Source organism: Streptomyces sp. NPDC093221 (assembly GCF_044753885.1).
Classification (GTDB): Bacteria; Actinomycetota; Actinomycetes; order Streptomycetales; family Streptomycetaceae; genus Actinacidiphila.
The window spans coordinates 793,294-811,567 of record NZ_JBIVOA010000003.1; the positions used below are offsets into that span (position 1 = coordinate 793,294).

An 18,274-nucleotide genomic window follows, 5' to 3' on the forward strand; every position below is an offset into this window, starting at 1 on the left:
GCATCCCGTACGTCCCGCACATGCCGACTCACCGGCGATCAGGAGACGGCCGGTGAGCGGCGGGGATAACGGATTTCCGGTACGGCGAAGGCTTGACTCCGGCCGCGGGAGGGGGCGTTACGCGTAGACCCCGGCGAGCCAGCGTGTCCAGTCCGCGCCGATCCGCTCGGCGCCGGCGCCCGGCGCGAAGTCGTGCACGCTCACGCCGACCGTCGCGCCGAAGTGGTTGCGGCCGAAGAAGCGGTACATCGCCTGGTCGGTGCGGAGCCCGATGAAGTACGGGTTGCGGAAGTCGAGCACGGCCTCCACCCGCCCCGCGCCCGGCAGTTCGACCTGTACGGTCGTGCCCTCGGCCGCATCGTCCGCCAGCCCGAGCGCGCGGGCCGCCGTCTCGAAGGCGTCGGGCGCGCCGGACGCCTTCGGGCCTTCCGCGCCGCCGAAGACGGCGATGCGGCCGGTGAAGTACCGCAGGTACTCCCGCAGGGTGTGCATGTAGAAGTCGGTGTGCTTGTTCGCGCCGTCGTACTGGTTGTCCCAGTCCTCGACGAGGATGCCGCTGTGCACGTACCGCACCCATGAACCGCCGCCCTCGCGGGGCTCGATGAGGTGGTCGACCTGGTTGAAGGTCTGCACCGAGATGCCCTCGGCGTCCTCGGTGCGCCCGGTCAGCCGGTGCGGCGGGTCCCACGCGACCACGGTCCCGCCGAACGGCGCCGCGCCGCCCTCCTTGGGCTCGTACTCCATGGGCCACAACCAGCCCCCGGTACCGGTGGTGATGGCGTCCCAGACCTGCGACGGGCTGGCGTCGACCTCGAATTCACGGACGATCTCGAAGCGCTTGGACATGGTTGTTCAGAGCTCCTTGCTCCAGGGATACGCGGATGGGGGCCGTGCGGGTGCGGGAGGGCGGACCGGCCCTACGCCTTCCGCGGCGCGTAGACGACGTGGTGGACGCCGGACGCGAACATCTCGGAGGAGACGACGGTGAACGGGGTCTGCGGCAGGCCGTCCTGGAACAGCCGCTTGCCGCGGCCGACCACGATCGGGTGCACCAGCAGGTCGAACTCGTCCACCAGGCCCTGCCCGAGCAGCAACTGCACGAGCGTCGCGCTGCCCATCACGGTGATGTTCGCGCCGTCCCGCTGCTTCAGCTCGCGGACGGCGGCGGCCGGATCTCCGCTGAGGACGGTGGAGTTGTTCCATTCGGCCTTCTCCAGCGTGCTGGAGACGACGAATTTGGCGATGCCGTTCATGTGGTCGCCGCCGGCCTGGCCGGCCATCGCGGGCCACGCGGCGGCGAAGCCGTCGTAGGTGGTGCGGCCGAGCAACAGGGCGTCGGACGCGTCCATTTGGGCGGACACGGCACCGGCCATGTCGTCGTCGAAGTACGGCCCGTGCCACTCGTGGGGCGCCTCCATGACTCCGTCGGCGGACAGGAACTCACTGACGACAAGCTTCCTCATGACGCTTCCTCAGGGGGTGTGGTGGGCCGGCCGACGGCCGGTTCGACAGCGGCGGTATCGGTGCCACCGCTCGTGACGGCGGGGGCGTCGGGGGTCTTCACCGTGGGGTGCAGGGCGACGACGATCCGGTGCGGACGCCCGCCCTCGGCCTCCTCGTCGTGGTACTTGGCGACCAGCGCGGCGATGCCGCGGGTCAGTTCGTCCACGAACGCGGCGCGGTCCGCCGCCGAGCCGAAGCGGACCTCGCCGTCGAGCGCGAAGGTCGCGATCCGCTGCCGCGCCCGGTCCGCGCCCGTGATCAGCGTGCCGACGTCCCGCACCAGCCGGGCGGCGACAGCCAGCAGCCAGCGCGCCGAGAGCTGGTCGCGGAAGCGGGCCGGATCGGGCTGCACGGCGGCCAGCGCCATCGGCGAGATCACGTACGAGGCCGCGGTCGCCCGCATCAGCCGCTCGGTGACATTGCCCTTCTTGCGCTCGCCCGACAGCTCGACCAGGCCGTGCTTCTCCAACGCCTTGAGGTGGTAGTTCACCTTCTGCCGCGGCAGCCCCACCCTCGCCGCGAGCATCGTCGCCGATGCCGGGCCCGCCGCCAGCTCGGCCAGCAGCCGGGACCGTATCGGGTCCAGCGACGTCGCCGCCGCTTCGGGGTTCTCGATCACGCTCACGTCCAACATGGCTTCAGCGTCTCACCGAAAACTTTTTTTGTCCAGACGCATTCTCTTGTCGGTGGGCGAGCGGCCTTCGGCGCGGGTAGCGGTCAGGCTGATGCAGGCACTGGCCGGTCCCATGGGGGCAGGGCACTGCCCGGTCCCATGGGGGCACCGGGCGGTCCCACCAGCGGCTTCGGCGCGCGGTGAAGGTCCGCGCGGTGCCGGTCCGCGCGGGGTCAGTGCCGGGTGGGGTCAGTGCCGCGCGGGATCAGTGCCGGGTGGGGGCGGCGTCCCGGAGTGCTTCGGCGACGACGGCTTCGAGGCGGGTGTGGTGGGCGCCGCGCCAGTAGACGCGGCCGCAGGAGGCGCACGCGGCGAAGACGTCGTAGGAGCGTTCGGTGCCGCCCTCCAGGCGGTCGCGGACGGACTCCTTGTCGGCGGGGGTCAGCAGGCCGTTGCAGGCGACGCAGCGGGTCCAGGGCGCGAGGTCGGGCGCGAACCGCTGGAGGATGTCGCGCAGTTGGTCGGCCGGGCGGTCGCTGTAGACGTACGCGCCCGCCCACAGTTCGCGGCGGCGCAGCAAGCCCCGGTCGCGCGTGAGCATGACCCTGCGGTCGCTCGCCGAGAGCGCGGCGAGCGCCGGGTCGCCGATGTCCTCGTTCTCGTACGCCGCGTCGACCCCGAGCAGCCGCAACCGCCGCGCCAGCGTGCCGAGATGGACGTCGAGCAGAAAGCGCAGCGGCGCGCCCGGCACCTCCTGCGGCCGTACGACCGCGTGGACCCGTACCGCCTCGCCCGGCGCCGGGACGTGCGCGTTCGGGACCGCGCGGCCGTCGACGGACAGCCCGCCGACCTCGGTGAGCGGCACGCCCAGCGACTCCACGACGTGCCCGAGCGACGACGTGCCGTCGGTGACCACGGTGCCGGGTTCCTCGCGGCGCCGGTCGGCGGCCACGAAGAGGTGCAGCTCAGCCGGGATACTGACGGTGATGTGCGGTCCGTTCACGGACTCAGCATGCCATCGCCCACCGGGCCCGGCCACGGAGTTCCGCACCGCTCGTCAGTGCCTTGGAGACGGTGGAGCCGGGGGTGTGACGCCCGCGCCGCGCCGCCGTGGCCTAGATGTCGTAGGTCACCGTCACCGGGGCGTGGTCGCTCCAGCGCTGGTCGTAGCTCGCGGCGCGCTCGACGACGGCGGTGGTGGCCGCGGCGGCGAGGGCTTCGGTGGCGACCTGGAGGTCGATGCGCCAGCCGGTGTTGTTGTCGAACGCCTGGCCGCGCATGGACCACCAGGAGTAGGGGCCCTCGACATCGGGGTGGAGGCGGCGGACGACGTCGGTCCAGCCCGCGGGGCCGAAGAGTTCGGTGAGCCAGGCGCGTTCCTCGGGGAGGAAGCCGGCGGATTTGCGGTTGCCGCGCCAGTTCTTCAGATCCGCTTCCTGGTGCGCGATGTTCCAGTCGCCGCAGACCAGGGCATGGGTGCCGGTTTCGGCGGCGTGGTCGCGGAGCGCGCCGAGGTGGACGGCGAAGTCCTTCATGAAGCGCTCCTTCTCCGTCTGGCGCTCGGTGCCGACCTCGCCGGAGGGGAGGTAGAGGCTGCCGACGGTCAGACCGGGTCCGGTGCCGGGCAGGTCGACCTCCAGGTAGCGCCCGGCGGCGGCGAATTCGGTGGCGCCGAAGCCGACGCGGACGGCGCTGGGCTCCTCGCGGGTGTACAGCGAGACACCGGCCCGGCCCTTGGCGGAGGAGGGCGCGTGGAAGGCGTGCCAGCCCGCCGGGTCGCGCAGCTCGACGGTGAGCTGGTCGGGCTCCGCGCGGACCTCCTGGAGGCAGACCACGTCGGCTTCGGTCTCCTCCAGCCAGGTCAGGAAGCCTTTCTTGGCGGCGGCGCGGAGTCCGTTGACGTTCACGGTGGTGACGGTGGTCGACATGCGCTGGACGATACCGGGGCCGGTCGGCTGGACCGCTTCGGTATCCCCCGTCCGCACGTGCGTACGACCGCGCACGTACGATATCGGGCGTGGAGATCAGAACGACGCGTTACGACCACCCCGACGCGGTGAAGCTCAACGACCTGGTGCAGCAGGAGTACGTGGAGCGGTACGGCGACGGGGACTCGACCTTCATGGACGCGGCCCATTTCGACCCGCCGCGCGGGCTGTACCTGCTGGCCTACGACGAGGACGGGCACGCCGTGGCCAGTGGCGGCTGGCGCGCCCAGGACGACTCGCCCGACGGGCACGCGGACGGCGACGCGGAGATCAAGCGGATGTTCGTGGTGGCGCGGGCGCGCGGGCGCGGTCTCGCCCGCGCGATCCTGGCCGAGCTGGAGCGGACGGCCGCGGCGGCGGGCAGGACCCGGATGGTGCTGGAGACCGGTCAGCGGCAGCCGGAGGCCATCGCGCTGTACCGCTCGTGCGGCTACCTGCCGGTGCCGAAATTCGGCTACTACCGGCACGACGAGCTGAGCGTGTGCCTCGGCAAGCCGCTGGTCGCGCCGCCGGGCCCGTAAGCCGCTGATCCAAACCGCCGGTCCAAGCCGCCGGTCCAAGCCGCTGATCCAAACCGCCGGTCCAAGCCGCTGATCGCACCGCACCCGCGCGTACCCCACGGATCGCGGCGCCCCGCACGAGGTCCCGGCGTCAGCGCCCGCCCCTGTTGCGGCCGCCGCGCCGCAGGTACATCCCGGCCAGCGCGCCGACGATGAAGCAGCCGAGCAGCGCCATCCACAGCGGCATCGTGACCTCGGGGATCAGCAGCCGGATCTTGACGTCGCGGGTGTTCTCGAAGATGAAGATCAGGGCGAGGACCGCGAGCACGGCCACGGTCACCCGGCCCGGGGTCACCAGCGAACCGAACCTGCTGTCGCTCGGCGGCTTCTCGGTGCTCACCACGCTCACCTGCTCCCGGTTCGGCGCTGTCCCCTTGCGTTCATGATCGGTGCGGGGGCGCCGGGGCGGGCTGCGGACTACTCCGAACGGGTGAGCGCGTCCGCTGTGCGCGCCTGTGCGCTCACCTGCGTGCTCGCGTACGGGCTCCCTTGTGTACTCGCCTGGGCGCTCGCCGCCAGCAGGCGCAGCGCCGCCTCGTCCGGGGTGCCGGGCGCCGCGCTGAACAGCAGCAGCCGGTGGCCCGAGCCGTCGCCGGTCCGCAGCATCTCGAAGGCGAGGTCGAAGCGGCCCACCACGGGGTGGTGGAAGGTCTTGGTGCCGGTGGTGCAGTTGCTGACCGGGTGGCGGGACCACAGGGCGGCGAATTCCGGACTCTTCATGGACAGCTCGCCGACGAGTTCGGCGAATCCGCGGTCGTCGGCCGCCTCGCCCGCCGCCAGCCGCAGGGAGGCGACGGCGCGCCGGGCCTCCTCGTCCCAGTGCGGGTGCAGTTCCCTGGTGTGCGGGTCGAGGAAGAGCATCCGCTGGGCGTTGGGGCGGTCGGCCGGGCGGTCGGGCGCGTCGGGGTCGAGGTGGCCCGCGGTGAGGGCGTGGCCGAGCGCGTTCCAGGCCAGGACGTCGTAGCGGCGGCCCATCACGACGGCGGGCACCGCCTCCATGGCGGCGATGAGCTGCCGCGTGGCGGGCCGTACGGTCTCGGCCCGCTGCGGGGCGCGGCGTCCCGCGCGGCCGGGGCGCGCGAGGTGGCGCAGGTGGGCGCGCTCGTCGTCGGTGAGCCGCAGCGCGGTGGCGAGCGCGTCGAGCACGGCCTGCGAGGCGTTGGCGCTCTGGCCCTGTTCGAGCCGTGTGTAGTACGCGACGCTGACGCCCGCGAGCTGGGCCAGTTCCTCGCGGCGCAGGCCCGGTACGCGACGCCGGGCACCGTACGGGACGACGCCGACGTCCTCGGGGCGCAGCCGCGCCCGCCGGGTGCGGAGGAATTCGCCCAGTGCGGAGGGGGTGCGCGCGGTGCCGTCCATACGTCCAGTCTGCCCCGGCGCCCGGCGCGGAGCCTGACCCTGCCGGTGGTAGGCACCCCCGACGTACGTACGGCCCGCGTAGGCACCGCCCGCGTACGAAGAACGGGGGTCTGGGTACGGGCCGCGCCGCCGACGAGCCTTCCGTGGTGACCGCACCACCGCTATGGAGGGCCGCAGGATGACGCCACCGACACCGACACCAGCACCCACACCTACACCCGCGCCCACGCCGACATCCACACCGGCACCCACACCCACGCCGACATCCACACCGGCACCCGCACCCGCACCGACGACGGGTGCGGGCCGCGCGGCCGGGACGGGGAGCGCGCGGACGGACGGGGCCGGGGCACCGGACACCGCCCCGAGGTCCGGCCCGCCGCCGATGAGCGCGCGGCAGCGCTGGACGCTGATGCTGCTGCTGGGCGCGCAGTTCATGATCGCGGTGGACTTCTCGATCCTGAACGTGGCGCTGCCGGTGGTCGGCCGCGGTCTCGGCTTCTCGCTGGCGAATCTCCAGTGGATCGCGACGGCGTTCGCGCTGGCCGCCGCCGGATTCACGCTGCTGTTCGGCCGGGTCGCGGACCTGTTCGGGCGACGCCGGGTGTTCCTGGCCGGGATGGCGGTGCTCGGGGTGTCGTCGCTGGCGGGCGGGCTGGCGACGGATCCGGCGATGCTGCTGGCGGCGCGGGTCGCCCAGGGGCTCGCGACGGCGGCCGTGACCCCGGCCGGGATGGCGCTGCTGACCACGTCGTTCCCGCAGGGGCCGCTGCGCGACCGGGCGCTCGGTCTGAACGGGGCGCTGATGTCGGCCGGTTTCACGGCGGGCGCGGTGCTCGGCGGGGTGCTGACCGACCTGCTGAGCTGGCGCTGGGCGTTCTTCGTCAATGTGCCGGTGGCCGCCGTGGTGCTGCTCGCCGCGCCCGCGCTGATCGCCGAGAGCCGCCCCGCCGCACGGCCCCGGCTCGACGTGCCCGGCGCGGTGACCGTCACCGGCGGGCTGCTCGCGGTCGTCTACGGCTTCACGTCGGCGGGCGAGCGCGGCTGGCTCTCCCCGGTGACGCTGACCGCCCTGCCGGTGGGCGCGGCGCTGCTGGCCGCCTTCGTCGCGGTGGAGCGGCGGGCACCGGCGCCGCTGGTGCCGGTACGGTTCCTGCGCCGCCGGTCGGTGGTGTGGGGGAACGCGGCCGGGCTGATCGCCTTCGTGACGGAGACGTCGCTGGTCTTCCTGATGACGCTCTACCTCCAGAAGGTGCTGGGGTTCTCGGCGCTCGCGACCGGTCTCGCCTTCGGTGTGCTGGGGGCGGGCACCGTCGTGGGCGGGGTGCTGGGGGCGCGGGTGATCGGCCGGATCGGCACGCGGGCGACGCTGATCGTCGGCGGCGGGGTCCAGGCGGTCGCCACCGCGTCGCTGGTGCCGCTCGGGGAGGGCCGCGGATGGCTGGGGCTTCTGCTGGCGGCGACCTTCGTCGGCGGTGTCGGCAACATGCTGGCGATCGTCGGCTTCATGGTCACCGCGACGTCCGGGCTGCCGGACGAGGAGCAGGGTCTGGCCACCGGCCTCGCCACGATGACGCAGCAGGTCGGCATCACGCTGGGCATCCCGGTGATGAGCGCGGTCGTCACCGCCCGCGCGGGCGCGGCCTCGTCGGCGGCGCCGCACGTACTCCTCGGCGGGATCTCGCTCGCCGTACTGGTCAACGCGGCCCTGGTGGCGGCGGGGGCGGTGGCCTCCGCGCTGTTCCTGCGGTCGCCGAAGGGGCGTGAACCCGTCCGCGCGCGGGGGTGACGGGAGGGCGGGGCGCGGGGGCGCGCGGGGACAGGGACGGGTGGCGGGGCACGGGGGCACGGGCAGGGACGGGTGGCGGGGCACGGGGGCGGCGACGGGTGACCAGGGTCGGCCGCGCGCCCGTGCCCCGTACGTCCGTCATGGACTCGCCCGCCGCGCCCCCTGCTGGCAGCATCGGACGCATGGACCACAGGCACCGCTCGGACCGCAGGGACGTCCTCACCGACCTCAGGGAACCGCCGGTGCTCGGGGCGGGCGACTACACGTTGCGCCCGTGGTCGATGGCCGACCTGCACGCGGTGCGCGAGGCGTCGACGGACCCGCTGATTCCGCTGATCACGACCGTGCCGCCGGTCTACAGCGACGCCGAGGGGATCGCCTTCGTCGAGCGGCAGTGGGGACGGCCGGCGGCGGGCCGCTACCCGATGGTGATCGCGCGGGCGTCCGACGGGTGCGCGGTCGGCAACGTGGGGCTCGACATCATCAGCGCGGACCGCGCCACGGTCGGCTACTGGGTGCTCGCCTCGGCGCGCCGCGCGGGCGCCGCAGGTTCGGCGCTGAAGGCGATCACCGAGTGGGGCCTGCACGAACTGGGCATCGCCCGGCTCGACTTGTACGCCGAGCCGTGGAACACCGGTTCGCTGCGCACCGCGGAGAGCGCCGGTTACCAGCGCGAGGGGCTGCTGCGCGACTGGGCGCGCGTCGGCGGGGAGTTGAAGGACGTGGTCATGTACGCAGCTCTTCGTACACCGCGATGACGCTGCGCGCCTGCTGCTCGACCTGGTCGGCGATCGGCACCCAGCGCGGACGGTAGGCGCTCTCGTACGCCGCGCACCACTCGTCCACCAGGCGCGTGACGCGGGGGACGTCGGCGACGCGGCGGAGCATCGCGGCGGCGCGCAGCGGGACGCGCTGCGCGTAGACCTCGATGCTGGTGACGCGCGCGGTGGTCATCGGCGGCAGCGGGAGCGCGCCGGGCGGGCGTACGGCGGGGTCCCAGTCGGCGGACAGCCGGGGGCCGATGCCGACGAGTTCCTTGACGGTGCGCAGCATCGGGGAGTCCGCGCCGACCAGGCGCGGGTCGAGGTTGTCCAGGACCCGGGCGACGCGGGGCAGGTCGCGGCGGAGCGCCGCGCCCGCGACGCGCAGCGCGTGGTCGGGCGCGGGGTGCGGGGAGATGTCGGCGGTGCGGTCGCAGGCCCACATGGGCACTTCGACGACGGCGGTGACACCGTCGTAGCGGCGGGCGTGCGCCCAGGTGGAGTTGGCGCCGTCCCCGACGGTCGCGGGGTCGCCGTCCGGCGGCATCACGTAGACGCCGGGTCCCGGGCTCGGCCACTGGAAGGCGTCGGAGGACCCGCTCTCCAGCGGGATGTCCAGCTCGGCGGCCGACTTGCCGATCCGCGCGGGCACGCCGGGGATGTCGCTGGTGAGCTGCACGAAGCTGCCGCCCACGTCGATGCCGTGCAGCGAGCACTGCAACACCGGTCGCAGCGCGTCCAGTACGCCGAGCAGCGCGCGGGTCTCGGGGAGCGACGCGTCGGGGGCTCCCGGCGGCGGCAGCCATTCGGGCTGTTCCGCCGCGCACGGCCGGAAGAAGTGCTCGTAGTGGCCGCGCAGGGTGTAAGGCCCGCACAGCCAGGGCTCGTTGAGCACCGCGCCGTCCGGGTCGATGCAGAGCAGGAAGTGCCAGGCGGTGCCGTCGCCGTGGCCGCCCTCGCGCTCGGCGGCGAGCTGGTACGCGAGCCGGAGCACCGTGGCACCGCCGACCGCCGCCTCGTTGGCGTGCGGTCCCGCCACCACGAGCGCGTTCCGCTCGCTCCCGCCCTCCGCCTGATCCACCGTCAGCATGAGCAGGGGCCGCCCGGCCCGCGACCGGCCGACAGCCCGCAGTCGGCACAGTCTCGGATATCGCAACGTCAACAGCCGTGCGCCCTGGATGACTTCGGCCGTCGTCGGATAGTGCTCTCTCGCCACCGCATTCCCCCAGAAGCCGAAGCGCGTACTGGCTGCGACTGCGTGACGACGTCGGGTACAGCCCCCACATGACCCCGTCCACCACGGCCGTCGGGCGGCTTCGGTGACGGCGGCACAGAGCGTGCGCGTATCGCGGGTGCCGAAGGGGCCACTGCTGAACGGCCGGGCAAGCACTAAGTACGACACGGCGGCGGCAGGGTGTCAACGGTGCTACCGCAGGTGTTCCGGCGCACAACGGCGCCCGCGACGACGATCAGTGCGGCGGCTCCGTACGCGGTTGCCTGGAGCACGTTTCCATGGGCACCGGCGCCCATCGCGTTCCCGGTGTAGAGGGCGAGTCCGGCCAGCGGTACGGCCAGCCACTCCCAGCGGCCGTCGAGCGCGACGAGGGCGACGACCGACAGCGCGTACCAGTAGTAGGAGGGTGAGGTCAGCAGCAGCGCGGTGCCGGTCACGAGCAGGGCCCCGCTCCACGGCCGGTTCCGGTCCCCACGCCGCAGTACGTACACCACCACCGCGAGGACGGCCGCGATCGCGGCCGGGCCCGCCGCACCGTCCGGCAGCACCAGCCGCAGCAGGGCGAAGCGCCGTACGCTGCCCGGCTCGTATCCCTCCTCCTGGAGGTACCCGGGCAGGTAGCCGAGCACCCCGCCGCCGGACGCGACGACGTACGGCAGATAGGCGAGAACGATTACGGCGACGGCGGGGAGCAGGACGCGGAGCGCCTCGCGCGGGGTGCGGCGGGCGAGCGCGCCGGGCACGGCGAGGGCGGGCAGCAGCTTCACCGCGACGGCGGCGCCCAGCAGCGCGCCGCGGCGCACGGGCCGCGCGGTCGCGCCGAGCGCGAGGACGGTCAGGAGCACGCCGAGGGTGTCGATGTGCGCGTCGTTGACAGCCGCCACGGGCACGATCGGGCACCACGCCCACAGGGCGGCGCGGCGGGGGTCGGCGCCGCGCCGCCGCAGCGCCAGGAGCAGCGCGCCCGTGGTCGCCGCGGCCAGCAGCGCGCCGCCGGCCTGCATCGGCTTGTACCGGGTGCCCGGCGGCGACAGCGCGTGCACGGCGAGGAACCAGCCCTCGGCGACGGGCGGGTAAATGGTGTGCACGGAGGGCCGGTTGATCCGCGTGCAGTCACCGGCGGTGGTAGGAATCTGCGTCCAGTCCGCGCAGTGGGCGTCCGCCTGGCGGGGGAAGAGCCATGGCTCCCGCAGCCGTTCGAGCTCCGGCGCGTTCGGCGGGTACGCGTACGGCGAGACACCCGACGCCTGCACCGCGCCGTCCCACGCGTAGCGGTACATGTCGTTGCTGGTGCGGGGGGCCGTGGCCAGGCCGGTCAGGGCGAGAGCGACGCCTCCGGCGGCGACGAGGACGGTCGCGGCGCGGCGCGGCACCTTGCGGAGCGCGAGGAGGGCCGCCGCGAACAGGGCCCACGCGGCGGCGTACCAGTACGGCAGGCGGTCCGGACGGCCTTCGGTGCCGCCCACGGCGAGGGTCGCCGCGACGACGGCGACGAGGGCGGTAAGGAGCAAGGCGACGAGAGCGGTCGCCGGTCGGCCGCGGCGCGGGGGCGCGGTGCCTGCGCCGCTTGGGCGGGTGGTGCCGGGGGTGGTGCCGGCGGCGGCCCTGCGGGGGGCGGCGAGGAGCGAGGTACGGATTCCCACAGGTCACACGCTCGCATCCGGTCGTGGCGAGCGGGAGCCGAACCGCTGCGACGTACGCGTTCCGTAAGGAGTCGCGCGCTCCTGCGGGGGCCTCGGCGGGGGTGAGATGGCCTCATGACCGATACACCTCCTCCACCTCCCGAACGGCCCGCCCCGCGGGCCCCGAAGCCTCACGCTCGGCCCGCGGGGGTGCTGTTTCCGGCGTGGGCGCGGGTGGGGCCGCTGCGGGAGGGCGCGTTCAGAGGGCGCTTGCACGACGCGCGGACGGCGGTGTCGCTGGGGCGGGTGCTGGGGGCGGCGCTGGTCGTCTGCTTCGTGACCGGGCTGGTCAGCCACTACTTGCAGCAGCCGCCGAGCTGGGCGGTGAACCACCTTCCCAGCCGCCCGAGTTGGGGCTACCGGCTGACCCAGGGCACGCATGTGGCGACCGGCATCGCCGCGATCCCGCTGGTGCTGGCGAAGCTGTGGACGGTCTATCCGCGGCTGTTCGCCTGGCCGCCGCTGCGATCCGTACCGCACGGCCTCGAGCGGCTGTCGATCCTGGTCCTGGTCGCGGCGACGCTGCTGCAACTGGTCACCGGCCTGCTCAACACCGTGCAGTGGTACCCCTGGCCGTGGAATTTCCGTCCGGCCCACTGGGCGCTGGCGTGGGTCGTAGTGGGCGCGCTGGCGCTGCACATCGCGGTGAAGGCGCCGGAGATCGCGGCGCACTGGTGGCGCCGCTCACCGGGCATGCTGCGGCTGCCCGCCGCCGACGGCCGGGACCGGCGGGCCTTCCTGGCCAAGGTGGGCGCGGCGGTCGGCGCCGTGACGGTGACGACCGTCGGGCAGAGCCTCACCCCGCTCAAGGACCTCGACCTGCTGGCCCCGCGCCACCCCGACCACGGCCCGCAGCACCTGCCGGTGAACCGTACGGCCGCCGCCGCGGGCATCACGGCGGCGCGCCTGGCCGACTGGCGTCTGACCGTACGCGGCCCGCGCCCGTACGAACTGACGCTGCCCCAACTCCGCGCGCTGCCACAGCGTTCCGTGGTGCTGCCGATCGCCTGCGTCGAGGGCTGGAGCAAGAACGCGCACTGGTCGGGCATCCGGATCCGCGACCTCCTCGACCGCGCGGGCGCCCCGGACCACGCGCGGGTCCGCGTCGTCTCGCTCCAACAGCACGGCGCCTACGCCGTGATGGAGATGGGCGACCTCTACGCCCGGGACCCGCTGACCCTGCTGGCGCTGTCCCTGAACGGCGACGTCCTCTCCCCCGACCACGGCTTCCCGGCCCGGATCATCGCCCCCAACCGGCCGGGCGTCCTCCAGACCAAATGGGTCACCCGTCTCGAGGTGCTGACATGAGACGCCCCACCGCCGTACGCCCGGCGACCCTCCTGCGGTACGGCGTCGGCACTGTCGGCCTCGCCGGTATGGCCTTCGGCGCGAAACTGCTCCTGACGGACCCTCACATCTCGGACTGGCCCGCGGTGGTGGAGTGGCTCGTGGGCGCCGTCGTGCTCCACGACGGTGTCCTGGTCCCCGCCGTCCTCGCTCTCGGCGCCCTGGCCGCGACCCGCCCCGGCCTCCGTCCGCGGTGGCCCTTCGTCGTCGCGGGCAGCCTCGTCCTGATCGCCCTGCCCGTGCTCCTGCGCCCGCGCCCGACCGCCAACCCGTCCGTCCTCCCCCTGGACTATCCGCGCGGCCTCGCGATCGCGGTGGGTACGGTCCTGGCCCTCGCCCTGTGCTGGGCGGTCGGCCGCCGGGGGTGGGCGCGGCGGCGCGAACTGGGGCGGAGGGTACGCGGTGCGGGTCCACGGCTGAGAGCGGCCGGGAGGGCGGGGGTGGCCGCGGTGGGACGCACGGCGCGCGGGCTCCGCCGCTGACCTCGTGTTCCGGCACCGGGACCGCGCCTTCGAGCGGCCCGGCGCCGGGGAGTCCAGGATGGGGGCATGACGGTATTCCCCGATGTCCCCGGCGTCTGGCACGGACGGTCCGGTTTCCGGCTCATGCCCACCGACCCCTTCCACGAGGCCCCCGCCGGCGCCCGGGTCGTCCTCGGCGCCTCCGGTCACCTGGCCTGCGTCACCTACACCTGGCAGCACCCGGACGACGGACCGCAGGACGGCATGCTCACCGTCGGCGCGACCGACGAGAACACCCGGCTCACCGCGCTGTGGGCGGACTCCTGGCACCAGCAGCCTGCCCCGCTGCTGATGCACGGCACGCCCGGACCGCACGGCATCGACGTCGAGGGCGAGTACGCCGAGGGCGTGGATCTGGCGCATCGCGGTCGACGCGGGTGAGCCCGGCACGCTGCGGATTCGTATGGACAACGACATCCCGTCCGGCCGCTACCGGGTCATGGAGGCCACGCTGACGCCGAGTTGACGTACCGGGCTCCGTGCCGGGACGCCGCTGCGCGAGCCGTCACGCGCCTACCGCACGCTGACCAGGGCGGCGAAGCGGCGGCCCGACGTCGACCACTCCTCCGCCACCGACCAGCCGGTGGCGCGCGCGGCGGCGCGCAGCGCGAGGGGGCCGAGGCGGGCCCACGGGAAGTCGCGGCCCTGCCGTCCGTGGGCGTCCTCGACGCGTACGGTCACCCGCTCGTCCACCTCGTGCGGCGCGGCCTCGGCGAGCAACCGGCCCCCGGGGGCGAGGAGTTCGCGGACGCGCGCGAGGAGGGTGTGCGGGTCGCCGCCGATGCCGATGTTGCCGTCGGCGAGCAGCGCGGTGCCCCAACGGCCCTCCGCGGGAAGGCGGTCGAAGACCGAGCGGCACAGGACCGCGCCGCCCGCGCCCTTGGTGCGGGCCACGGCGGCGGGGCTCACGTCGAGCCCGAGGACCGGCACCCCGTACCCGGCGACGGCGGCCACCAGCCGCCCGGGACCGCAGCCGATGTCCAGCACCGGTCCACGGCAACGGCGCAGCATCGTACGGTCGGCGGCGTCCGGCGCTGCGCACCAGCGCTCGACCTCGAGCGGCAGCAGCCAGCCGTCCTCCCGCCGCAGGAACAGCGGCCCGCGCCCGCTGACCAGGGCGCGCGCGTACGGATCGCCGCCCCAGGTGGTCGCGGTGGCAGACCGCGCGACGGGTACGGAGGTGGTCACCGGGCGGCACCTGCGGGGGCTGGAGCGGCGGGCGCGGCGGCGGTGGCGGCGGCGGGACGGCTCATGGGGGCGAGGCGGCGCCAGGCCGCGGCGAAGTGCGTGGCCGGTGCCAGGGCGGCGACGTCGGCGGCGTCGGACGGGGTGTCGACGTCCCGCAGCAAGGGGAGGTCGTGGACGCGGAGCCCGGCGGAGGTGAGGCGGGCACGCTGGACGGCGCCCGTGTGCGGGGTGGACATGGGGACGCCGAGGAGGAGGTCGGGGCGGGCGGGTTCGGCGAGGCCGAGCGCCCAGAAGCCGCCGTCGGCGGCGGGTCCGAAGACGGCGTCGCGGGTGTCCCACGCGTCCGGCCGCAGCGCCGACTCCAGCAGGGCGGCGGTGAGTTGGGGGGTATCCATGCCGACCAGCAGCGCGGGTCCCGTGCACAGGGCGAAGGCCCCGGCCAGTCGTTCGTCCAGGCCGCCGCCGGTCTGCGGTGCGACCTCGTAGCCGTCCGGCAGCCACGGTCCCGGAGCGCCGTCCAGGACCAACACCCGTCGGCTCACGGGGAGTTCGAGGCCCAAGGCCAGCGTGTCCCGGAGCGCCGCCTCGGCAAGGACGGCGGCCTCGGCGGCCGTGCAGTACGGCGTCAGACGGGTCTTGACGCGCCCGGCCACCGGAGCCTTGGCGATCACCAGCAGCGTCGTCGCGGCCTTCATCGGGCACCCGCCGTAACCGTCGAGTCGTCACCTGCGGTGGCGTGACCGGCCGACTCGCTGCCGACCGTCGCGTTCCCGGCCATCTCGGTACCGGCTCTCCCGTCACCGGCCTTCTCGGTACCGGCTCTCCCGTCACCGGCTCTTTCGTTCAGCACCGCCGTCATGTCGCGGACCGCGTGCCAGGTGCCGCGCCAGGTGCCGGTGACCTTGGAGCGGCCGGTGCGCGGCGCGTACGGGACGGGGGTCTCGCGAATCCGCCAGTCCGCGTCGGCGGCGCGGACCACCATCTGGAGCGGGTAGCCGGAGCGGCGGTCGGTGAGGGCGAGCGCGAGCAGGTCCTCGCGGCGGACGGCCCGCATCGGGCCGAGGTCGTGCAGGCGCAGACCGGTGCGGCGGCGCAGCAGCCGGGCGAGCTGGAGGTTGGCCAGCCGGGCGTGCGGCGGCCAGGCGCGGAAGGTGGTGGGGCGGCGGCGGCCGAGCACCAGGTCGGCGGCGCCGTCCAGCACCGGCCCCGCCACGGTCGGCAGCAGCCCCGGGTCGAGGGAGCCGTCGCAGTCGCAGAAGCAGACGACGTCGGCGGTCGCGGCGAGCAGTCCGGCGTGGCAGGCGGCGCCGAAGCCGCGTACGGGCGCGTGCACGACGTACGCGCCGTGTTCCGCGGCGATCCGGGCGGAGCCGTCCGTGGAGCCGTTGTCCACGACGATCGCGCGCCAGCCGGGCGGGACGCGGTCCAGCACCCAGGGCAGGGCGGCGGCCTCGTCGAGGCACGGCAGGACGACGTCCGCGACGGCGGGGGGACGGGGGCCGGGGCGGGAGCCGGCACGGACATCGGGGCGGGCGTCCGGGCGGAGGTCGGCCGGGACGGCGGACCGGACGTCACCGGGGACGCCGGGGACGCCGGGGACGCCGGCCACGGTGGGCGATGGCTTGGTCACACGGATCACCCTACGGAGACGCAAGGGACATAACGGACCCGCGATCCTTACGAAACACGGACGGCACCGCTCCCCGGCCTCCGGCCCGGCGTCACTGTCCGTGGCGGGTGTCAGACTCGACAGCATGACCAGCCCCACCGTGCCCGCCGCCCCGGCCCCGCGCCGCCGGGTCCTCGTCGTGGACGACGACCCGACCGTCGCCGAGGTCGTCGCGGGCTACCTCGACCGGGCGGGCTTCGCCGTCGAGCGCGTCGCCGACGGCCCCTCCGCCGTCGCCCGCGCCGCCGCCCTCCGGCCCGATCTGGTCGTCCTCGACCTCATGCTGCCCGGCATGGACGGCCTCGAGGTCTGCCGCCGTATCCGCGAGAACAGACCCGTGCCGGTCGTCATGCTCACCGCCCGTGGCGACGAGGACGACCGCATCCTCGGGCTCGAAGTCGGCGCGGACGACTACGTGACCAAGCCGTTCAGCCCTCGCGAGCTGGTGCTCCGCGTCGAGTCCGTCCTGCGCCGCGCGGGCAGCCCGCCCGACCCCGCCTCCGCCCCCGGCGCGTGGCTGCGCTCCGGCTCCCTCGCCCTCGACCCGGCCGCCCGCCGCGCCACCCGCCACGGCGCCGAACTCCCCCTCACCATCCGCGAATTCGACCTCCTCGCCTTCTTCCTCCACCACCCGGGCCGCGTCCTCGGCCGCGAGGAACTCATGCGCCGCGTCTGGGGCTGGGAATTCGGCGACCTCTCCACCGTGACCGTCCACGTCCGCCGCCTCCGCGAGAAGATCGAGGCCGACCCCGCCCGGCCCCGCCTGATCACCACCGTCTGGGGCGTCGGCTACCGCTTCGACCCGTCCGACGGCCCCACGGACGACCCCGCGGACGACCCGGTGGGCGACCGGGACATGGGCGCGGCCCCGGCTTCGGGCGGGGGACGCGATGCGTGACGTGGTGCTCATCGCCGCCTACGCGGCGGCCGGGGCGGGGGCGGCCGGGGTCCTCGGAGCGGTCGCGCTGCGGCTGCTGCGGCACCGGTCGGTGGCGTTGTCGCTCGCCGTGGTCGCCGTCGTGACGGTGGCGGCGATGCTCGCGGGGACGCTGTCGGTGGCGTGGGCGATGTTCCTGTCGCAGCACGACCTGGGTGTGGTCACGACGGTGTGCGGGATGGCGGCCGTGGTGTCGCTGGGCGTCACGCTGCTGTTGGGGCGGCGGGTCGTGGCGGGCAGCCGCGCGCTGGCCGCCGCCACGCGGGCCTTCGGCGACGGCGACGCCTTTGCCGCTCCCGCGCACGCGCCCACGGCCGAACTCGCCGAACTCGGCCGTGAGTTGGCCGTCACCAGCGCCAAGCTGGCCGACTCGCGCCAGCGCGAGCGCGCCCTTGAGGCGTCGCGCCGCGAGCTGGTCGCGTGGATCTCGCACGACCTGCGGACGCCGCTCGCCGGGCTGCGGGCGATGACCGAGGCGCTGGAGGACGGCATAGCGGAGGACCCGGCCCGCTACCACAAGCAGATACGGGCCGAGGTCGACCGGCTCAGCGGCATGGTCGGCGACCTCTTCGAACTCTCCCGCATCCAGGCGGGCGTTCTCGCCCTCTCCCCCACCCGCATGTCGATGTACGACCTCGTCGGCGACGCCATAGCGGGTGCCAATCCGCTGGCGCGCGAGCACGGTGTACGGCTGGTCGGCGACGGGGTCGAGCCGGTGCCGGTGGAGGTCGACGGCCGTGAGATGACGCGGGTCCTGGCCAACCTCCTGGCCAACGCCATCCACCGCACCCCCGCGGACGGCACTGTCGCCGTTTCCGCTCGGCGCGACGACGCTTCCGGCTCCGTCGTGCTCTCCGTCACCGACGGCTGCGGCGGCATCCCCGCCGACGACCTTCCCCGCGTCTTCGACACCGGGTGGCGCGGGACCGGGGCGCGGACGCCTCCGGCGGGGGCGGGGCTCGGGCTCGCCATCGTCCGTGGCATCGTCGAGGCCCATCATGGGCGTGCCGCCGTGCACAACGTCCCCGGCGGCTGCCGCTTCGACGTCGTCCTCCCCGCCGCCCCCCTCTAACGGGCGGCACCCCGTGCCTTCAGGGGCAGGGGGCAAGTCGGTCGCTCCCCG

The 18,274-nt window shown here is 74.5% G+C and carries 20 protein-coding genes; 8 read left to right on the plus strand and 12 right to left on the minus strand.

Annotated elements, in window-relative coordinates:
- Window positions 1-117: 117 nt before the first annotated feature.
- From ACIQCJ_RS15355 to ACIQCJ_RS15375, 5 genes are all read right to left on the minus strand, one after another.
- The gene (locus tag ACIQCJ_RS15355; RefSeq protein ID WP_402711605.1) at window positions 118-846 is read right to left on the minus strand and encodes an SRPBCC domain-containing protein; all 729 of its coding nucleotides are present in this window, start codon (window positions 844-846) and stop codon (window positions 118-120) included.
- 71 nt (window positions 847-917) lie between these two features.
- On the minus strand, window positions 918-1,463 hold the full coding sequence (locus tag ACIQCJ_RS15360; RefSeq protein WP_402711606.1) for a dihydrofolate reductase family protein: 546 nt from the start codon (window positions 1,461-1,463) through the stop codon (window positions 918-920).
- On the minus strand, window positions 1,460-2,137 hold the full coding sequence (locus ACIQCJ_RS15365; RefSeq protein ID WP_402711607.1) for an ArsR/SmtB family transcription factor: 678 nt from the start codon (window positions 2,135-2,137) through the stop codon (window positions 1,460-1,462). The genes ACIQCJ_RS15360 and ACIQCJ_RS15365 overlap by 4 nt, the downstream gene beginning before the upstream one ends.
- Before the next feature lie 244 nt (window positions 2,138-2,381).
- Window positions 2,382-3,119, minus strand: a complete 738-nt coding sequence (locus tag ACIQCJ_RS15370; RefSeq protein WP_402711608.1) for a Mut7-C RNAse domain-containing protein — start codon at window positions 3,117-3,119, stop codon at window positions 2,382-2,384.
- 112 nt (window positions 3,120-3,231) lie between these two features.
- Window positions 3,232-4,044 carry an exodeoxyribonuclease III gene (locus ACIQCJ_RS15375; RefSeq protein ID WP_402711609.1) on the minus strand — a complete coding sequence of 271 codons (813 nt, stop codon included), beginning with the start codon at window positions 4,042-4,044 and terminating at the stop codon, window positions 3,232-3,234.
- Between the two features lie 89 nt (window positions 4,045-4,133).
- Between ACIQCJ_RS15375 and ACIQCJ_RS15380 the strand changes: the two genes are divergently transcribed.
- Complete coding sequence (locus ACIQCJ_RS15380; RefSeq protein ID WP_391119525.1) at window positions 4,134-4,625, plus strand: GNAT family N-acetyltransferase; 492 nt, start codon at window positions 4,134-4,136, stop codon at window positions 4,623-4,625.
- Window positions 4,626-4,755: 130 nt separating this feature from the next.
- On the opposite strand, the gene ACIQCJ_RS15385 is transcribed toward ACIQCJ_RS15380, so the two are convergent.
- Window positions 4,756-5,013, minus strand: a complete 258-nt coding sequence (locus ACIQCJ_RS15385) for a lipopolysaccharide assembly protein LapA domain-containing protein (RefSeq protein WP_391049575.1) — start codon at window positions 5,011-5,013, stop codon at window positions 4,756-4,758.
- Window positions 5,014-5,081: 68 nt separating this feature from the next.
- Window positions 5,082-6,023, minus strand: a complete 942-nt coding sequence (locus tag ACIQCJ_RS15390) for a helix-turn-helix transcriptional regulator (protein WP_402711610.1) — start codon at window positions 6,021-6,023, stop codon at window positions 5,082-5,084.
- Between the two features lie 385 nt (window positions 6,024-6,408).
- Here ACIQCJ_RS15390 and ACIQCJ_RS15395 point away from each other — a divergent pair, with 385 nt between their 5' ends.
- Both ACIQCJ_RS15395 and ACIQCJ_RS15400 read left to right on the plus strand, forming a co-directional pair.
- Window positions 6,409-7,812 carry an MFS transporter gene (locus ACIQCJ_RS15395; RefSeq protein WP_402711611.1) on the plus strand — a complete coding sequence of 468 codons (1,404 nt, stop codon included), beginning with the start codon at window positions 6,409-6,411 and terminating at the stop codon, window positions 7,810-7,812.
- A gap of 182 nt (window positions 7,813-7,994) precedes the next feature.
- Window positions 7,995-8,570, plus strand: coding sequence for a GNAT family N-acetyltransferase (locus tag ACIQCJ_RS15400; protein WP_401311507.1), 576 nt, complete (start codon window positions 7,995-7,997; stop codon window positions 8,568-8,570).
- Here the strand turns inward: ACIQCJ_RS15400 and ACIQCJ_RS15405 are convergent.
- Window positions 8,539-9,789 (minus strand): M14 family zinc carboxypeptidase, encoded by a 1,251-nt coding sequence (locus tag ACIQCJ_RS15405; protein WP_355339205.1) that lies wholly within the window; start codon window positions 9,787-9,789, stop codon window positions 8,539-8,541. The two genes, ACIQCJ_RS15400 and ACIQCJ_RS15405, sit on opposite strands and share 32 nt — an antisense overlap.
- Before the next feature lie 173 nt (window positions 9,790-9,962).
- Window positions 9,963-11,450, minus strand: a complete 1,488-nt coding sequence (locus tag ACIQCJ_RS15410; protein ID WP_402711612.1) for a glycosyltransferase 87 family protein — start codon at window positions 11,448-11,450, stop codon at window positions 9,963-9,965.
- Window positions 11,451-11,699: 249 nt separating this feature from the next.
- Here ACIQCJ_RS15410 and ACIQCJ_RS15415 point away from each other — a divergent pair, with 249 nt between their 5' ends.
- The 3 genes from ACIQCJ_RS15415 (at window position 11,700) to ACIQCJ_RS15425 (ending at window position 13,738) form a co-directional block, all read left to right on the plus strand.
- Complete coding sequence (locus tag ACIQCJ_RS15415) at window positions 11,700-12,797, plus strand: molybdopterin-dependent oxidoreductase (RefSeq protein WP_402711613.1); 1,098 nt, start codon at window positions 11,700-11,702, stop codon at window positions 12,795-12,797.
- The gene (locus ACIQCJ_RS15420) at window positions 12,794-13,318 is read left to right on the plus strand and encodes a hypothetical protein (RefSeq protein WP_402711614.1); all 525 of its coding nucleotides are present in this window, start codon (window positions 12,794-12,796) and stop codon (window positions 13,316-13,318) included. The genes ACIQCJ_RS15415 and ACIQCJ_RS15420 overlap by 4 nt, the downstream gene beginning before the upstream one ends.
- 66 nt (window positions 13,319-13,384) lie before the next feature.
- Entirely contained in the window at window positions 13,385-13,738 is a 354-nt protein-coding gene (locus ACIQCJ_RS15425) for a hypothetical protein (protein WP_402711615.1), read from the plus strand.
- Window positions 13,739-13,870: 132 nt separating this feature from the next.
- On the opposite strand, the gene ACIQCJ_RS15430 is transcribed toward ACIQCJ_RS15425, so the two are convergent.
- The 3 genes from ACIQCJ_RS15430 to ACIQCJ_RS15440 are packed head-to-tail and all read right to left on the minus strand — an operon-like array spanning window position 13,871 to window position 16,013.
- Entirely contained in the window at window positions 13,871-14,545 is a 675-nt protein-coding gene (locus ACIQCJ_RS15430) for a methyltransferase (protein WP_401855996.1), read from the minus strand.
- Window positions 14,542-15,240 (minus strand): DUF2064 domain-containing protein, encoded by a 699-nt coding sequence (locus ACIQCJ_RS15435; RefSeq protein WP_402711616.1) that lies wholly within the window; start codon window positions 15,238-15,240, stop codon window positions 14,542-14,544. The genes ACIQCJ_RS15430 and ACIQCJ_RS15435 overlap by 4 nt, the downstream gene beginning before the upstream one ends.
- Window positions 15,237-16,013, minus strand: coding sequence for a glycosyltransferase family 2 protein (locus ACIQCJ_RS15440; RefSeq protein ID WP_402711748.1), 777 nt, complete (start codon window positions 16,011-16,013; stop codon window positions 15,237-15,239). The genes ACIQCJ_RS15435 and ACIQCJ_RS15440 overlap by 4 nt, the downstream gene beginning before the upstream one ends.
- 286 nt (window positions 16,014-16,299) lie before the next feature.
- Between ACIQCJ_RS15440 and ACIQCJ_RS15445 the strand changes: the two genes are divergently transcribed.
- On the plus strand, window positions 16,300-17,112 hold the full coding sequence (locus ACIQCJ_RS15445) for a response regulator transcription factor (protein ID WP_402711617.1): 813 nt from the start codon (window positions 16,300-16,302) through the stop codon (window positions 17,110-17,112).
- A complete protein-coding gene (locus ACIQCJ_RS15450; RefSeq protein ID WP_402711618.1) occupies window positions 17,105-18,223 on the plus strand; it encodes a sensor histidine kinase in 1,119 nt (372 codons plus the stop codon). The genes ACIQCJ_RS15445 and ACIQCJ_RS15450 overlap by 8 nt, the downstream gene beginning before the upstream one ends.
- Window positions 18,224-18,274 lie beyond the last annotated feature (51 nt).

Excerpts from the sequence above, each read along its gene's own strand:
- ACIQCJ_RS15355 (WP_402711605.1), bottom strand. The coding sequence starts at position 846 with ATGTCCAAGCGCTTCGAGATCGTCCGTGAATTCGAGGTCGACGCCAGC.
- ACIQCJ_RS15360 (WP_402711606.1), bottom strand. The coding sequence starts at position 1,463 with ATGAGGAAGCTTGTCGTCAGTGAGTTCCTGTCCGCCGACGGAGTCATG.
- ACIQCJ_RS15365 (WP_402711607.1), bottom strand. The coding sequence starts at position 2,137 with ATGTTGGACGTGAGCGTGATCGAGAACCCCGAAGCGGCGGCGACGTCG.
- ACIQCJ_RS15375 (WP_402711609.1), bottom strand. The coding sequence starts at position 4,044 with ATGTCGACCACCGTCACCACCGTGAACGTCAACGGACTCCGCGCCGCC.
- ACIQCJ_RS15390 (WP_402711610.1), bottom strand. The coding sequence starts at position 6,023 with ATGGACGGCACCGCGCGCACCCCCTCCGCACTGGGCGAATTCCTCCGC.
- ACIQCJ_RS15395 (WP_402711611.1), top strand. The coding sequence starts at position 6,409 with ATGAGCGCGCGGCAGCGCTGGACGCTGATGCTGCTGCTGGGCGCGCAG.
- ACIQCJ_RS15400 (WP_401311507.1), top strand. The coding sequence starts at position 7,995 with ATGGACCACAGGCACCGCTCGGACCGCAGGGACGTCCTCACCGACCTC.
- ACIQCJ_RS15420 (WP_402711614.1), top strand. The coding sequence starts at position 12,794 with ATGAGACGCCCCACCGCCGTACGCCCGGCGACCCTCCTGCGGTACGGC.
- ACIQCJ_RS15425 (WP_402711615.1), top strand. The coding sequence starts at position 13,385 with ATGACGGTATTCCCCGATGTCCCCGGCGTCTGGCACGGACGGTCCGGT.
- ACIQCJ_RS15435 (WP_402711616.1), bottom strand. The coding sequence starts at position 15,240 with ATGAAGGCCGCGACGACGCTGCTGGTGATCGCCAAGGCTCCGGTGGCC.
- ACIQCJ_RS15445 (WP_402711617.1), top strand. The coding sequence starts at position 16,300 with ATGACCAGCCCCACCGTGCCCGCCGCCCCGGCCCCGCGCCGCCGGGTC.
- ACIQCJ_RS15450 (WP_402711618.1), top strand. The coding sequence starts at position 17,105 with ATGCGTGACGTGGTGCTCATCGCCGCCTACGCGGCGGCCGGGGCGGGG.